Here is a 15,188-nt window from a genome sequence, read left to right as displayed (position 1 = left end):
TCTTAATTTAAGACCTTTTAATAAAGATTAATACCTAAATTAACCTATCTTGATAATATTTAATAATTTCTTTAGAACGATTTCGATTAATTCTCGTTTTCTGAACTAGTTTTACAGCATTAATCGTAGCAATTAAAGTCATCATGACAAACATAATAACATTAATAATAATCAATAAATTTGATGATAACTGTTGATTTTCGTCCAAATTATAATGATGATTTGCGTTCACTTTCAGACCAGAAATACTCTGTGTTTCAAGATTATGTCTATCAGAATTTTCAACCTTGTGATAAAGAATATCACTAACCGAACCAACGATATTAATATTCGCAGGGATATTATTGTTTAAAATAGCAAAATAATAATTAATATAACCATTTTCATCGAATCTCATCGATTTACTCATTACTAATGGAGCCATGTCAACATAGCTTTGATTGGTTAATGTAATTTTTACACCGTTGTCAGATTGATATTTAGAAATGACATTCACCAATTCACTTTGAAGTTCTGATTTAAATGGTTCAAGCGCCTGTTTGAGGCTATGCATTCTGCGGGTTTCGACTATTTCACTAAAATCAGGATTTTTTGTAGACTCAGTCAATAAATCATCCCATGTAATATTTGCCTTGCTCCTACTGGTATCAAACAAATGAGTCAGATTGTATTTGACATTGTCACATTCTTTAACCGGTAAAATCTTACAAACCTTATCAATATCAATTACCATTTGACCAATACTTTCTATTTTAGAAAATGAATTTTTAACATAACGTCCATCATTTGAACTGCGGTTAAGCATATCAACATATAGGCTTTGTACATTTTGAAAACGCAACATTTCTGTATCGACCACGTCATCAACAAATTTTGTATCAAAAATATGTTTTAATGAACCTTCGATGGCCATGACATTATTTTCCTTCAAAGCCATTGGTTCATTATTGATAAAGAAGTTATGACATTGATAGTCTTCGTTTAAATCATTGACATCACATGACGTATTATTGATGGTGATATTCACCATGTCACCCGGCTTGATATCACTATTTTTTAAAGTGGTGAAATCTTTAATTTGCAGATTTTCAGATTGTTGACTGTAATATTGATAAGCAAAATAACCATTATTAACTGGATCAGTATAATAATAGAGAATAGCAGATAGAATTCCGCCAATCACGAATAAAATCTTATTTCTTGAAACTAGCTTTGGTGGTCCAAATTGCTCTACTTCATTATTAATGGATAAAGTCTGACCATAGCGAAGTAATTTTTTATTATCATTACTGATAACCATTTCAGTCGCGAGATCTGAAGTCTCAGGAATAAAATTTAACCAATACTTGGGATATTCTAAAACCATGAGATTTCCTACCTCTATGGAACAAGTGTTAGGATCTTTATCATAAATTTTTGCTTTAACGACGGATACTTGCTGTGGGTTTAAATAATCTTTAGGTTTATACCAAGCAAAAAAGGCAGCTGCGCCGAGACAAATTAATATTAAAATAGATATCTGATCATTTTCTCCCAACCATGAGCGTATCAAGAGAACCGTAGCTAAAATTAAGCAAAGCGATGTCAACCAACCAAGGCTATGTTTACGACGTATAGCAGCTTCAAATTGAGTTTCTTCTCGTTGATAGAGGAGTTTATAGTAATTTTTTGATGCTTCTAAATAAGCCTGATTATTATCTAGATTTTTACTATCATTATAAATGCTGAGTGATTCAACATCAGAAGAATTAATACCATCTTGACGATGGGTAGTATTGTGTTCTTCAAAGAATTCATTGTCAAAAATCTTTTCTTTAGATTTAGTTTGCTTTACATCTCTAAATAAATATTCCTCATTTGGATCATAATTTTCAAATGCTGTTTTGATATCATAATCATTTACTTTAATAACGATCCCATAATGTTTGGTAAATACAACTTCAAAAATATTTGATCCATCAATATACATATCCATATTATATGGAAAGAATATTTCAATATTATCGACATCATAATAATAGGCGATTTCTTCTGTGTTGCTATAAAGACTTTTACGAGTACAAGTACCAAGTAAATACGATACTTTGTTATCAATCAAGGATGATTGAAAATTATAAGGATAAACTGCTAATTTACTAGTTAGAAAGGGTTGTAACAGTTCTAGTTCTTCATCGGTTAAATCTCTTATTCGTTCACGTTGTCTTATATGATCATTTAAAACGTTCTTATTGATACTACGATCACTTTTATAAAGAAACCAACTAATTAATCCAAAAATTAAAATACCTATTTTAAAAACTAAATACAAATCCATTGTTATTCCACAAGCTGAAATTATTGATTATTTTTATAACAAAAAATGAAAATTTAATCCTGTCGTTATTAATGTCTAGCCATAGTAATGTACTACTCTATCCGAATAATATTTGGTGATTAGTTTAATACGATGTTGATTAAATATAATTTTATAAAGTAGTGTGGTCCCATTAATTAATGCTACTGCTGCCATAATAATGAACATAATAATATCAATAATAACTGGCGACGTTAATGAAAATAGTTTTTCTGAATCAACCTTATAATAATCTTTAACATTAAGCTTAAGTTGTGAAATGCTACCATCTTCGCGATAGCTAATATCGCCTACTAGTCCAATCAAATTAATTGCATCATTTGCATTAGCTTCATTAGTTAAAATTTTATAGTAATAATCTAATGATAATTTCAAATCTTCCTTAGAAGATGCATTTTCAATACTATCTGATTGAGCTATTTGAATATAACTATTTTCTATTAATACAATTTCAACTCCTAAGCCATTAAATTGATAATTATAAACAACATTTTTCAATTCATATAAAATATCTTTTTTAATCTTATCAATATAAGGGATAAATTCTTTAATTTTTGATATTTCTATTGATTTTGAAAAATTTGGATTAAGTTCAGCTTCAGTAACTAATTTAGTCCATTCTGTTTCATCATAATTTCCTTTATTAGTATATAATTGAATTAATTTATATTTAACCGTTTCACATTCAATTTCAAGGATGTTACAAATTTTATCAATATCAATAACCATCTGTCCCATATTTTTCAAACTTAAATAAGATTCACCTTTATAAACTAGCATTCGGAGCGTATTTGGATCTATCACTGCATCAATGAATTTTTCATCAAATACTTTGTTTATAGTATTAAACAAAAGCATAAATTGATTATCCTCATTTCCCAGTGGCTTATCCTTGATAGCCAAGTGATGACATTTAGTGTCAATATTTTTATTTCTCTCTTTAATATCACATGAAGTACCGTTGATAGAGATGTTAATAAGATCCCCTCGCTTAATATCACTATTATTTAAGCTGGTTAAATCATTGATTTGCCAATTTTGTAATTGATGGCTGTAATATCGATAAGCTAAAAAACTATTGTTAATTGGATTAGAAAAAATATAGAAGACGATTGCCAATATTAACCCTAGAAAAAATAAAGCGTTATTGCGAAAAACAAATTTTGGTGGTCCGAATTGTTGTACTTCCCGATGAATTGATAAAATATTCCCACAACGCAGTAATGTATTAATATTACCTCTGATGTCCATTTCGGTGGTTGTTTTTGATACTTCAGGTAGAAAACGTGACCAATACTTTGGATAACCTATATTCGTTTTATGATCGACAATTAAGGTGTGAGATTTAGAATTTTTATTGAAAGTATTAACCTTAATGGTTTTCACTTGTTGTGGTTTTGATTTTAGCTTAGATTTATGCAAAGCAAAAAATACAGCTACAACAAAACATATTATAATTTTGATCAGAGTAGATAATATTTGATCATTTTCAGCTAACCATTCACGAATAAAAAGAATAGTTGCAAATAATAAACAAAATGAAGTTAATATGCCATAGTTGCTTAGATTGCGAGATTTTAATTCCAATGGTGTTTCTTCACGTGTAGACAAAGTTTTATAATCAACTTTTACGTCATTATTTACTGAAGCGAAATCAGCATTCTTAGGAGCTGTCTCTGATTTTGGAACATTAGTCGTTTTTATTCTATTAGGATCATAATTGTCAAAAGCAAACTGAATACCACAATTGTTGACATTAACTACATATGCATATGTGTTCGTAAAAACAACTTCAACAACATTATATTTTGAAAGATACATATCTAAATCATACGGAAAGAAAAGATTGATATTATTAATTTCATAGTAATAACGATTTTTGTTGTCTTCGGTGATTACCATATTACGAATACAAGCACCTTTTATTATCGATACTTTGCAATCAATTAACGGTTGGAGTTTATAAGGTCGAACAGATATTTTATGGCTTGTAAAAGGTTCTAATAGTTTTAATTCTTCATTAGTTAAATCTCTATATGACTCACGTTTTGCAATAAAATCTTTTATTTTTTTCTTATTTTTTTTAAGATTTTTGCGATCACGTCTTACAGCAAAGTAACCAAAAATGAAAATGAGTATAAATGCAAACACAATTACACCGGAGAAGATATTAAATATCATCACGATCCAAAATAATGCATCCAACATTCTTTATTTCCCTATAATATCGCGAATGTTAAAAAATCGACAACTATATCATTTGTTTGATATTTATCCAATATTTTTTCAAAATTTATTTAATATTATTATATATTTAAAAAAAGGCGCTTAATGCGCCTTTTATTTTATTTAGAAGATCATTTATTTAACCGTTTTTTCGCTGCGAGATAAACCAATGATCCCTGAACGAACAATTTCAACTATATTGCAGGTTTCACGAATTGAAGCTAAGAATGACTCTAATTTTTCACTAGTACCTGATAATTGGACAATATAATGAGTTGCTGTCACATCAACAATCGAACCTCTAAAGATATCAGCACAACGTTTAACTTCATCACGTGCATCAGAATTTTTAGCTACAACTTTAACTAGCATGATTTCTCGTTCAACGTGTGGACCTTCAGTGAGATCATTAACACGATAAACATTAACTAATTTATGTAGTTGCTTTTGGATCTGTTCGAGCACATGTTCATCACCAGATGTTTGAATTGTCATTCGACTCATTGTTGGATCTTCAGTTTGTGCTGTAGTAATGGATTCAATATTAAACCCACGCTGTGAAAATAAACCAATAATTCGTGACAATGCACCTGGTTCATTTTCAGTTAAAATTGATAATATATAACGCATTAGGTTCTCTCCGTTTTACTAAGCCACATCTCATTCATTGCACCACCGCGAATTTGCATTGGATAAACATGTTCTGTCGCATCAGTCATGACATCAATAAAAACTAAACGATCTTTTATCGAAAGCGCTTTTTTCAGTTTAGGTTCCAGATCTTCTCGTTTATTAATCACCATACCAACATGACCATAAGCTTCGGCAATTTTGGCAAAATCAGGTAATGATTCCATATAAGATGATGAATGACGGCCAGCATATATCATATCTTGCCATTGTTTAACCATGCCTAAAAAACGGTTGTTAAGATTTAAAACGATAACAGGTAAACCATATTGCAAAGCAGTTGAAAGCTCTTGAATATTCATCTGAATACTACCATCACCGGTTACGCAAACTACATGTTTTTTAGGAAATGCTAATTTAACTCCCAATGCAGCAGGTAAACCAAAGCCCATAGTGCCAAGACCGCCAGAAGTAATAAAGTGACGAGGTTTATCAAATGGGTAGTAAAGTGCAGTAAACATTTGATGTTGTCCGACATCGGTTGCAATATAAGCATCACCTTTAGTTAATTTATATAAAACCTCAATGGCTTCTTGTGGCTTAATACTTTCACCTTCATGACTATAAGCAAGGCATTTACGAGCTCGCCAATGTTCAATCTGTTTCCACCAATCAACTAATGCATCTAGATCACGTTGAACACTAAGATCTTTAAGTTGTGTTAACATTGTTTCAACAACTTGTTTTGCATCACCAACCACTGGAATAGTTGCCGATACGGTTTTCGATATAGACGTTGGATCAATATCAATATGAATAATTTTGGCTTTTGGACAATATTTTTCAATATTGTTGGTCGTTCTATCGTCAAAACGAGCACCAATAGCAAAAATAACATCAGCATTATGCATTGCCATATTGGCTTCATAGACACCATGCATACCAATCATGCCTAAATATTTTTTATCGGTTCCGGGAAAAGCACTAATGCCCATTAATGTTGAAGTCACCGGTAGATTGAGTTTATCAGCTAGTGATTTAACCACATTACTAGCGTCAGCACTAATTACCCCACCACCAATATATAACACAGGTTTTTTAGCTGCTAATAAAGTAGTTAAGGCTTTTTTAATTTGCCCTTTATGCCCTTGTGTCGTTGGATTATAAGATCGCATTGTCACTGATTTTGGATAATTATAATTATATTTGTTAGCTGGATTAACAATATCCTTCGGCAAATCAATAACAACTGGTCCAGGGCGCCCAGTAGAGGCAATATAAAACGCTTTTTTGATTGTTTCTGGAATATCTTTACTATCTTTAATTAAAAAACTATGTTTGACAATTGGGCGCGAAATTCCAACCATATCACACTCTTGGAAGGCATCATTACCAATTAAATTACTCGCTACTTGGCCAGATAAAATTACCATTGGCACGGAATCCATATAGGCCGTTGCGATACCTGTAATAGTATTAGTTGCCCCTGGACCTGAAGTAACAAGTACCACACCAACATCACCAGTTGCTCTGGCATAACCATCAGCCATATGTACTGCAGCTTGCTCGTGACGAACTAAAATATGTTCAATACCACCTAAGGTATGAATTGCATCATAGATATCCAAAACACTACCACCTGGATAACCAAATATCTGCTTAACTCCCTGATCAATCAGTGACTGAATGACCATTTCTGCGCCTGACAGTTTTGCCATGGTTGTTGCCTCCATTTATAACTAATTTGTCATTTTTAATTTATTTTGCATGAACTAATACAGAAAATCAATAAAGTCAATAATATGTGCGGTATACTTATTATTTTTGGATACTAGGCCTCATTTTTGAAAGAAATAACTTGTAAATATTCTATTAATCGATTTTAATTGGATTAATGTCAATTTTTAATTGATGATAAATGATATCCTTATGATTATTAAGAGTTATTTATTATTATTTTTTGTTTGTTTTTTTATGCATGACTTATGCTAGTCATTTTGTACTAGAGTCCTTTATATTAAAAAGGTGTTTTTAATGAACAATTCTTATTGTAAACCAACTTCCCTATCTGATTGGCAATTAGTCAAAGTATCAGGTACTGACAATCGTACATTTTTACAAGGACAAGTGACTGCTGATATTAATCATCTTAATGAACATACAGCATTATTTGCAGCACATTGTGATGCAAAAGGACGGATGTGGAGTAATTTAATATTATTTCAACGAGGAGCAGATATTTTTTATATTGTGCGTAAGACGGTTGCTGAAAAACAAATTGCTGCTCTAAAAAAATATGCCGTTTTTTCAAAAGTGACAATTGAACCCGTTGTAGATCTTAATCTAATTGGCTTAGAAAATAATGCCATTGAACAATCAATTATTGCGGAGCTTGGTGACAATAGTTGCATTACCAAAGATGATATAACTTATATCAAAATCCCATTACCTGAAATGCGGCTGATAAAAGTCTCGAATGAACCATTACCAACCGACTCACAAACTGCAGATCATTGGTTAAAACTTGATTTAGAAGCTGGTTATGCGATTATTGATGAACCAAATATTGAAAGTCTTTTACCACAAGCTTGTAACTTACAGCATTATAATGCTATCAGTTTTGATAAAGGCTGTTATTGTGGACAAGAGATGGTAGCTAGAGCACAATTTCGAGGCGCAAATAATCGTGGACTTTATCTGTTAGTTGGAAAAAGCAAGGCTTTGCCAATAATTGGTGACAAACTTGAATATGAACTTGACGGTAATTGGCGAGAAGGTGGCCAAGTATTAGCTGCATTAAAACTTGACGAAGATGATGAAATCTATGTACAAGTAGTGTTAGCCAATGGCATTGATATTGAAACAAACTTCCGTGTTAAGGGCCAATCAGATAGTCTGTTAAATTTCTAATGGTTCTGAACCAATAATATTAATTAAGCTGGAATAAATCTATTCCAGCTGATTGAAATTCACTGTCCTAATTCTTGCTGAACAATTTCGATAAAATAGTGCGCACCGGTTGTTAGAATTTCATCATTAAAATTATATGAAGGATTATGAACATTTGTGCCTTCACCTGCACCAATTTTAATATAAGATCCAGGTATTTTTTGCAACATGAAGGCAAAATCTTCTGATCCCATTGTTGGCGGTGAATCCACAATAATCTTATCATCACCGACAATTTTTTGTGCAGCTTTAATGGCAATATCAGCTTGTTTAGCATGATTAATGGTTGCTGGATAACGTCGCTGATAATCAATCTCCGCTTTGGTATTGAAGGTTAAAGCAATACCTGTCGAAATATGTTTAATTCGCTCTTCTGCTAAATCTTGATCTGCAGCACTTAATGCTCTAACTGTACCACGAATTACTGCGTGTTGTGGCAGTACATTCCAAGTATCGCCGCTGTGAATCTGTGTCACACTGATAACCAATGAATCAATCGGATTGAGATTACGACTAACAATCGTCTGTAAACTATTCACAATTGTGGTGGCAGTTAAAATCGTTTCTTTGCCTAAATGTGGTGCGGCAGCATGAGCACCCACCCCTGTTATTTTGATTTCAAAAACATCATAAGATGCCATCACAGCACCATGATTAATTAAAAAATGGTTTAATGCTAGATTAGGTTGATTATGCATACCATAAACAGCTTCAATAGGAAATTTATTAAATAAACCATTTTCAACCATAACTCTGCCACCACCTTCGTTTTCTTCAGCAGGCTGGAAAATAACCACAACTGTACCAGAAAAATCTCGATGGATGCTTAAGTATTTTGCTACACCTAATAAAGTTGCCGTATGGCCATCATGACCGCAGGCATGCATTTTGCCTGGAATAGTTGAACAGTAATCAATATCATTTTCTTCAATAATATCTAATGCATCTATATCGGCACGTAATGCAATAGTTCGACCTTCATTATTACCATGAATAATGCCTACTACTCCTGTTGGCGCAAAATCTGTATATAGTTCAGTAATACCAAATGATTTTAATTTTTCGATAATAAACTCGGTAGTTTGTTTTTCTTCAAAAGCAGTTTCTGGATGAGCATGAATATAATGACGCCATTCAGTCATTTCATCTTTTAATGCGTTAATTCTATTAGCAATAATATTCGTCATTGATCATTCCTTAATTAATCACTTAACTACAAATCTGAAAGAGTTAATTGCACTATAACGTTTATTGAAAGTGAATATAAATAACCATTTTTACTAACCTTATCGTTTTTAGTTATAAGTAAAGTTTGACAACAAAATCACAAACCAATAAGAAAATAACTATTTAAAATCATTTAAGATAGAAACAAAAAAAATTGTTCAATTTAAGTAGAGAATAAAATACCCTGAGATTAATAAAAAGGGACCAAAAGCGATTAATTCATCACTTTTTTTAAATAGATATTTTGAGAAAGCGTAATAGATGATAGCCAGCGTCGATGCGATGATTAACATTAATGGTAATAACTGATAAGGCAACCACGCACCTAAAGCAGCAATTAACTTTATATCACCACCACCTAATCCTCGTTTACTTGTAATACAAAAAAAGATGATTGCCGGTAATTTAAGCATTAAATAACCAAACAAAATACCTACTAGAGCATCGTTGATATTAAGTGAAGATAGATTAAAGTAAGCTATTATCAATCCACTCCACATTAATGGTTGAGTTAAAAAATCTGGCAATAATAAGTAGTTAATATCAATTAGTGCTAACAACAAAAAAATAACGACAAGTAACATAAGTAAAGCACATCTAAAATTTAGCCCCTTATCCAAATAAATCAGCAAAAATAATATTGCTATAGTTAGTTCAAAAATAGCATAGCTATTGGTTATTTTATGGTAACAATAATAACAACGTCTTTTTAACATCAACCATGACAATACAGGAATTAGCTGCCAAGCACTAAGTTTGTGATGACAATTCGGGCATGAGGAGCGAGGAATAGTAATAGCGAACAGATATTCATATACAGACTGCATAGGTGAATAACGATAATAAGCAACTCGCAAAAAACTACCAATAGCAAGTCCGACGAAAAAAAAGAGTATAGCCATTAACTGATCACGTCCGCCATTTGGAATATCGGCAAATATATCGCAATAATCAAACTGCCGATTATTGTAGCTAAAATTAGCATTAATGAAGGTTCAAATGCTTTGACTAGATTGTCAGTTAAGGTTTGGTTTTGTTGTTGATAGTAAAGAGTAATATTATCCAACATAATATCTAATGAACCAGACTCTTCACCGGCATGAACTAGTTGCACACAAAGCTTCGGTAAAGCGGGATAGCTAGCTAACATTTGACTAAAGCTATTCCCCTGTTCAATCCCCGTCATAATTTGCTTGATGATATTACGGTAATAAAAATTACTTATAGTTTTAGACGAGGCGGTTAATCCTGTCAAAAGTGGGATACCTGCTTGCTGAGTTATTGCTAATGTATGAAAAATTTGCATTAGACATTGAGATTGGATTATTGGACCAATTAAAGGAAGCTTAAGTTTATACTTATCCATAATAAGCCGATAACGTACTATAACAACATAATAAAAAAACAAATAACATAACGTAATAGCTAATAGTATAAATAATCCCTCTTGTTTAATATTATTAGCTACATCAATCACTAGTTGTGTAAAATAAGGTAACTCGGCATCAAAACTTTGATAAATATCGGCAAATTTTGGTAGTACAATAAATATCATAACCATAATCACTAGTACCGATACAAATAATAAAAACAATGGATAACGCAGCGCTTTCTTAATCTGATCTTGTATTGATAATGATCTTTCAAGATGACAGGTTAATTGTTCAAAACTCTGTTCTAATCTTCCCGTCAATTCACCAATGGCAATAATTTCACAATAAAGTTCCGAAAATACTGAATGGTGCTGTTTTAAAGCAATCGATAGTGATTCACCTTTGGTTATTTGTTGAGTAATATCAGTTAACAGATATTGCCATTGTACTTTAGGTTGCTCATCAATCAGTAATCGTAAGCTCTCAACAATTGATAATCCTGCTTTTAACATTGTGGCTAACTGTTTAGTTATAATGAGCAGTTCGCTAAGTTTAAAACTTTTTGAGGTAATTAAGTTACCGGAACCAATTTTAATCGCAAGTTGGCCTTGTAATAACAATTTTCTTCGCACATCTTGCTTAGATATGGCAATAATCTTATTTTGATGAAAGTTAATATCATACCAATAATAGAGTCGCTTCATGCATTATCTCCAAACTATCACTCAATTATTACCTAAAACACGATTTAATTCCGCCAGTGTAGTAATGCCTTGTCGAACAAGCTTATTACCTACTTGCCTAAGTGTTACCATATTTTTTGAAACAATCGGTTGGTTGGTTAAAATCTGCTGTTGTACTTGTGGTGTGATAATTAACAGTTCATATAAGCCTATCCGCCCTAAATAACCACCCACACATTTTTCACAGCCCATGGCGATAAAATGTGGTGAAGGTTCGTTATTTATCAATGTAAGCTCACTAGCTACCACTTTACAATATTGGCACAATTTACGAACTAATCGTTGAGCAATGACTAGTTTTAAACTGGATGATAACAGGTAATTTTTAATACCCATTTGATTTAAACGGATGATAGCCTCAATACTAGAATTAGTGTGTAGGGTTGATAACACTAAATGCCCAGTTTGCGCTGCTTGAATTGCAATCTCAGCTGTTTCAGGATCACGAATTTCACCAATCATCATCACATCAGGATCTTGACGCAAAAAGGCTCGTAATATCACAGAAAAACTTAAACCAGCCTTAAGATTAACTGCAGTTTGATTAATACCATCTAATGGAATTTCGATCGGATCTTCAACACTACAAATATTACATTTAGGTTTATTTAACCGTTTTAAAGCACTATATAACGTCATAGTTTTGCCACTGCCTGTCGGCCCTGTTACCAAAATCAAGCCTTGCGGATAATCCAATATTTGCTTGAAGGTTAATAGATCTTCCCCTGTTAATCCTAAATCATCGATACTCAGTTCGGAGTCATGATTATCCATAACTCGTAATACAATCTTTTCACCATTGAGGACAGGCAAAGTAGCTATACGCATTGCATAATTATTGATCACTAGTTGACCATCTTGCGGAAGCCGTTGTTGAGCAATATTTAAATTGGCCATAATCTTTAGTCTAGCTGCAATCTGTTTAGCTAACATTAACGACGGTGTTAGCATATTTTGCAAAACGCCATCAATTCTCATGCGAATTCGATAATAATGTTGATAAGGCTCAAAATGAATATCAGATGCCCGCTTATCCAATGCTGAAAGCAATAATTTGTCGAGGCTTTCGACGAGATTCTCTTCTTGCATAGCGGTTATCCTATTAGCAATATTAATCACAATTAAAATTTAAAAATATCTTCACAAGCTGTAGTTAAAGTTGGATCTGGTGGATTGGTTTGACATGTTCTTGACCAATCTAAATTACCTAATTTAGCATTTAAAATAGGTGTTAAAGTTACTGTTAAACTTGATAAAGCGCTTTTACCTACTAAAGTTATCACCCCATTAGAGACATTAATTGACGTCACATAATTGGTCGTTCTCGTCGTTGGTACACCGTTATTACCACTGCTACATTTGCTTAAAGCGCCTTGCTCTATAGTGCAAATTTCAATTGCTGTTTTATATGCAGTCATTGATTGCAGCATATCGGTTAAGGCTGCTTTTTTTATATAACCTTGATAAGCAGGTAAACCGATAGCAGTTAAAATTGCTATCACGACAATAGCGATCATTAATTCAAATAGAGTAAATCCAGATTGGCATTGCATAATAGCCTCACAAATCAAATAATTGTTTGATAGTGTGACTTTATAGCTAATTCAAAAAATGAAATAATATACAGAGAGAATTTTAGAACTTGAAATACAAAATGATCACCACAATCATCATGGTGGTAATCAAAATTGTGAAACAGATCGAAATATAGAGCAAATCTAAATGTATCGGAGCTATTATGCCTTTAAAAATAGTTGATGGTTGGATTAAAAATATTAAGCAAATAAAATCGCCTTATTATAATGACCGTCCAGAAGATCAACCCATCTCATTACTGGTTATTCATAATATTAGCCTACCACCTAAGCAATATGGCGGTCCTTATGTTGAACAACTCTTTACAGGTAAATTAGACCCAAACGCGCACCCCTATTTTGCTGAAATTTATCAATTACAGGTATCAAGCCATTTGTTTATAAGACGTGATGGTGAAATTATTCAATTTGTCCCTTTTGATAAACGGGCCTGGCATGCAGGCAAATCTATTTTTGCAGGCAAGGAAAATTGTAATGATTTCTCAATTGGTATTGAAATGGAAGGTTGCGATACTGAAAACTTTACCGAAATACAATATCAACAACTAGCCATAGTAACCAAATTACTACAACAAACCTATCCAATTAAACATATTACTGGCCATAGTGATATTGCCCCAACAAGGAAAACAGATCCAGGACCTTATTTTGATTGGCAGTATTATCGATCACTAATTAATCATCATAAACAAATAGATTTAATGACTACTCAATTAAGATTGATTAGAGATGAATTACAAAGATTGACACTTTGGCAACCTTCGCCACCAGTAGCAGAGGCGTTCTTGAGTGAACAACCATTTGCGCTTGATACCATGCAACCTTATGAATGGTTACAGTGGATATTTATCCCTCGAATGCAAGCGTTGATTGATGCTAATGCTGAATTACCAAAATTTGCCCTTCATCCTTATTTTGAAGAAGCATTTAAACAGCAAGAAATAGATGTTAATGACTTATTAGCATTGATAAAACAACTTGATGAATTATCAACTAACCAAAGAGTGAGTGATTGAGGGTATTTTAGTTAAAAAAACAGCCACAAAAATGTGGCTGTAGTATAAAATAAATTAATTATTATTCATAAGTCGGCGATATTCATTCACTGCTTGTTGATGATTACTATAGGTGCTACTGAACGTATGCCCACCGGTTCCATTAGCAACAAAAAACAGATATTTGGTTTTTGCCGGATGAGCTGCCGCTTCAAGCGATGCCAAACTAGGCATAGCAATCGGTGTCGGTGGCAAGCCTTCAATTACATAGGTATTATAAGGATTATTAGTATCAGTCAAATCAATACGCCTAATCGTTCCTGTATAATTCTCACCCAAACCGTAAATAATGGTTGGATCCGTTTGTAACTTCATATTAGCTTTTAAGCGGTTAACAAAAACAGAGGCAACGTTTGCTCGTTCTGAACTGATTCCAGTCTCTTTTTCAATAATTGAAGCAATAATCAACAATTCATAAGGGGATTTATAAGGTAGATCACTATCACGATTGTCCCATACTTTTTGTAGATTCGTCTTCATAGTTAAATATGCACGTTTCAAAATATTGATATCAAGACTATCAGCTGTATATTGATAAGTATCAGGTGATAACCAACCTTCTAATGGGCCATCAATGCCTAACAACTTGGCAATTTCATCATGAGACTTACCCGTTAATGTTTGCTGAATATAAGGCGTGTTACTAAGCACATTTAACCAATCTTTTGCTCGCTTTCCTTCAACAAATTGCACATAAAAACTACTTTCTTTACCAGAGACAAGTAATTTTAAAAACTCTTCAACTGTCATATGAGGATGCAATTGATAAGTACCAGCTTTAATAGAGCTTAACGAAGGATCGAGTTTATATAAATACGGGAGCAAGTAAGCTTGTTGCATCAAATTACTACTCTTTACTTGCTCAACTAATTGATGTAATGAGGTTCCTTTTTTTAATACAAACATTTGATTATCCGTAGTGATATTCATATGTTGTTGAGAAAACTGCTGTAAAAAATAGTAACCAATACCTAGTGAACCACCACCAATTAAAACTAACGCCAGAAATGTGTATATAAATAATTTTTTAATCATAA

General features: G+C 32.5%; 12 protein-coding genes and 1 pseudogene. 3 read left to right on the top strand and 10 right to left on the bottom strand.

Going from position 1 to position 15,188, the window contains the following annotated elements; genetic code table 11:
- Nucleotides 1-34: 34 nt before the first annotated feature.
- From AC5LWZ_RS05560 to ilvI, 4 genes are all read right to left on the bottom strand, one after another.
- Nucleotides 35-2,314, bottom strand: coding sequence for an IgaA/UmoB family intracellular growth attenuator (locus AC5LWZ_RS05560; protein ID WP_110448153.1), 2,280 nt, complete (start codon nt 2,312-2,314; stop codon nt 35-37).
- A 75-nt stretch (nt 2,315-2,389) separates the two neighbouring features.
- Nucleotides 2,390-4,561 carry an IgaA/UmoB family intracellular growth attenuator gene (locus AC5LWZ_RS05555; RefSeq protein ID WP_493464130.1) on the bottom strand — a complete coding sequence of 724 codons (2,172 nt, stop codon included), beginning with the start codon at nt 4,559-4,561 and terminating at the stop codon, nt 2,390-2,392.
- 153 nt (nt 4,562-4,714) lie between these two features.
- On the bottom strand, nt 4,715-5,209 hold the full coding sequence (gene ilvN / locus AC5LWZ_RS05550) for an acetolactate synthase small subunit (protein WP_198247026.1): 495 nt from the start codon (nt 5,207-5,209) through the stop codon (nt 4,715-4,717).
- Nucleotides 5,209-6,927, bottom strand: a complete 1,719-nt coding sequence (ilvI, locus tag AC5LWZ_RS05545) for an acetolactate synthase 3 large subunit (protein WP_198221672.1) — start codon at nt 6,925-6,927, stop codon at nt 5,209-5,211. The genes ilvN and ilvI overlap by 1 nt, the downstream gene beginning before the upstream one ends.
- Nucleotides 6,928-7,243: 316 nt before the next feature.
- On the opposite strand from ilvI, the gene ygfZ reads away from it, so the two are divergent.
- Nucleotides 7,244-8,119 carry a tRNA-modifying protein YgfZ gene (ygfZ, locus tag AC5LWZ_RS05540; protein ID WP_198199510.1) on the top strand — a complete coding sequence of 292 codons (876 nt, stop codon included), beginning with the start codon at nt 7,244-7,246 and terminating at the stop codon, nt 8,117-8,119.
- A gap of 59 nt (nt 8,120-8,178) precedes the next feature.
- Here ygfZ and AC5LWZ_RS05535 read toward each other — a convergent pair whose 3' ends face one another.
- From AC5LWZ_RS05535 to ppdD, 5 genes are all read right to left on the bottom strand, one after another.
- Nucleotides 8,179-9,345, bottom strand: a complete 1,167-nt coding sequence (locus tag AC5LWZ_RS05535; RefSeq protein WP_493464129.1) for a M20 aminoacylase family protein — start codon at nt 9,343-9,345, stop codon at nt 8,179-8,181.
- A gap of 198 nt (nt 9,346-9,543) precedes the next feature.
- Nucleotides 9,544-10,287: a prepilin peptidase gene (locus AC5LWZ_RS05530; RefSeq protein WP_493464128.1), complete on the bottom strand. Its 744-nt coding sequence runs from the start codon at nt 10,285-10,287 to the stop codon at nt 9,544-9,546.
- On the bottom strand, nt 10,287-11,462 hold the full coding sequence (locus AC5LWZ_RS05525) for a type II secretion system F family protein (RefSeq protein ID WP_493464127.1): 1,176 nt from the start codon (nt 11,460-11,462) through the stop codon (nt 10,287-10,289). Before AC5LWZ_RS05525 ends, AC5LWZ_RS05530 begins: the two co-directional genes overlap by 1 nt.
- Nucleotides 11,463-11,483: 21 nt before the next feature.
- The gene (locus tag AC5LWZ_RS05520) at nt 11,484-12,590 is read right to left on the bottom strand and encodes an ATPase, T2SS/T4P/T4SS family (protein ID WP_198221681.1); all 1,107 of its coding nucleotides are present in this window, start codon (nt 12,588-12,590) and stop codon (nt 11,484-11,486) included.
- Nucleotides 12,591-12,622: 32 nt separating this feature from the next.
- The gene (gene ppdD / locus AC5LWZ_RS05515; protein WP_198221684.1) at nt 12,623-13,054 is read right to left on the bottom strand and encodes a prepilin peptidase-dependent pilin; all 432 of its coding nucleotides are present in this window, start codon (nt 13,052-13,054) and stop codon (nt 12,623-12,625) included.
- 185 nt (nt 13,055-13,239) lie between these two features.
- Between ppdD and ampD the strand changes: the two are divergent.
- Nucleotides 13,240-13,773: pseudogene (gene ampD / locus AC5LWZ_RS05510) on the top strand (1,6-anhydro-N-acetylmuramyl-L-alanine amidase AmpD); the annotation flags it as partial.
- Nucleotides 13,774-13,797: 24 nt separating this feature from the next.
- Nucleotides 13,798-14,112: a YqcC family protein gene (locus AC5LWZ_RS05505; RefSeq protein WP_367275201.1), complete on the top strand. Its 315-nt coding sequence runs from the start codon at nt 13,798-13,800 to the stop codon at nt 14,110-14,112.
- A 54-nt stretch (nt 14,113-14,166) separates the two neighbouring features.
- On the opposite strand, the gene mltG is transcribed toward AC5LWZ_RS05505, so the two are convergent.
- On the bottom strand, nt 14,167-15,186 hold the full coding sequence (gene mltG / locus AC5LWZ_RS05500; protein WP_198199486.1) for an endolytic transglycosylase MltG: 1,020 nt from the start codon (nt 15,184-15,186) through the stop codon (nt 14,167-14,169).
- Nucleotides 15,187-15,188: the final 2 nt, after the last annotated feature.

It is taken from the genome of Gilliamella sp. LMG 34362 (assembly GCF_984569125.1).
This window is presented reverse-complemented; position numbering and strand designations above follow the sequence as displayed.

Excerpts from the sequence above, each read along its gene's own strand:
- AC5LWZ_RS05560 (WP_110448153.1), bottom strand. The coding sequence starts at position 2,314 with ATGGATTTGTATTTAGTTTTTAAAATAGGTATTTTAATTTTTGGATTA.
- AC5LWZ_RS05555 (WP_493464130.1), bottom strand. The coding sequence starts at position 4,561 with ATGTTGGATGCATTATTTTGGATCGTGATGATATTTAATATCTTCTCC.
- ilvN (WP_198247026.1), bottom strand. The coding sequence starts at position 5,209 with ATGCGTTATATATTATCAATTTTAACTGAAAATGAACCAGGTGCATTG.
- ilvI (WP_198221672.1), bottom strand. The coding sequence starts at position 6,927 with ATGGCAAAACTGTCAGGCGCAGAAATGGTCATTCAGTCACTGATTGAT.
- ygfZ (WP_198199510.1), top strand. The coding sequence starts at position 7,244 with ATGAACAATTCTTATTGTAAACCAACTTCCCTATCTGATTGGCAATTA.
- AC5LWZ_RS05535 (WP_493464129.1), bottom strand. The coding sequence starts at position 9,345 with ATGACGAATATTATTGCTAATAGAATTAACGCATTAAAAGATGAAATG.
- AC5LWZ_RS05530 (WP_493464128.1), bottom strand. The coding sequence starts at position 10,287 with ATGGCTATACTCTTTTTTTTCGTCGGACTTGCTATTGGTAGTTTTTTG.
- AC5LWZ_RS05525 (WP_493464127.1), bottom strand. The coding sequence starts at position 11,462 with ATGAAGCGACTCTATTATTGGTATGATATTAACTTTCATCAAAATAAG.
- AC5LWZ_RS05520 (WP_198221681.1), bottom strand. The coding sequence starts at position 12,590 with ATGCAAGAAGAGAATCTCGTCGAAAGCCTCGACAAATTATTGCTTTCA.
- ppdD (WP_198221684.1), bottom strand. The coding sequence starts at position 13,054 with ATGCAATGCCAATCTGGATTTACTCTATTTGAATTAATGATCGCTATT.
- AC5LWZ_RS05505 (WP_367275201.1), top strand. The coding sequence starts at position 13,798 with ATGACTACTCAATTAAGATTGATTAGAGATGAATTACAAAGATTGACA.
- mltG (WP_198199486.1), bottom strand. The coding sequence starts at position 15,186 with ATGATTAAAAAATTATTTATATACACATTTCTGGCGTTAGTTTTAATT.